Source organism: Streptomyces sp. SID3212, from assembly GCF_009865405.1.
Classification (GTDB): Bacteria; Actinomycetota; Actinomycetes; order Streptomycetales; family Streptomycetaceae; genus Streptomyces.
In genome coordinates this window covers 1-773 of sequence record NZ_WWJY01000988.1, presented here as the reverse complement: position 1 = coordinate 773, position 773 = coordinate 1, and the positions used below count along the sequence as shown (strand labels likewise).

General features: G+C 77.2%; 1 protein-coding gene. It reads right to left on the bottom strand.

Annotation, left to right across the window (positions count from 1 at the left end; translation table 11 throughout):
* Positions 1-773, bottom strand: a 773-nt coding sequence (locus GT042_RS29475; protein ID WP_161311756.1) for an AMP-binding protein, incomplete at both ends; no start/stop codon positions are given.

Below are 773 nucleotides of genomic sequence, written 5' to 3'. Positions count from 1 at the left end.
AGGTACAGCTCGCCGCTGACCCCGGCGGGCACCGGGCGCAGCCGCTCGTCGAGGACGTAGGCGCCGGTGCCCGGCAGCGGGGTGCCGACGGGCGGGGCGGTGCCGTCGGCGGCGAGGGGCGCGGAGAGGGTGGAGACGACGGTGGCCTCGGTGGGCCCGTACGCGTTGTGGAGGCGCCGGCCTCCGGCGGTCCAGCGGGCGATCAGGTCCGGCGGGCAGGACTCCGCGCCGACGAGGAGGGTGCGCAGCTCCGGGTGGGGTCCCGGGGGCACGGTGGCGAGCACGGACGGCGGGACGAAGGCGCAGGAGATACGCAGCCCGGTCAGTACGTCCGCGAGGGCGTCGCCCACGAGTGGTCCCCGGGGCGGCAGGACGAGGGTGCCGCCCGAGCCGAAGGCGAGGCACATCTCGCCGACGGAGATGTCGAAGGTCGGCGGTCCGAGCTGGAGGACCCGGCTGCCTGCGCCGAGTGCGGTGCCGTCCACGAGACCGGCCGTCAGGGCGGCCACCCCGGCGTGGGTGACGATCACGCCCTTGGGGGTGCCGGTGGAGCCGGAGGTGTGGATGACGTGGGCGGCGCCGGTGGTGTCGGGGTGGCCGGACGCCGGCAGGGGTTCGTCCGCCCAGGCGTTCTCGTCCAGGACCAGGGTCGGGAGGTCCGCCCCGAGGGGCTCGGCGCCGGGCGCGGTGACCAGGAGTACGGGGGCGGCCTCGGCGAGGACGCGCCGGACACGCTCGACGGGGTGCGCCGGGTCGACGGGCAGGTACGCGGC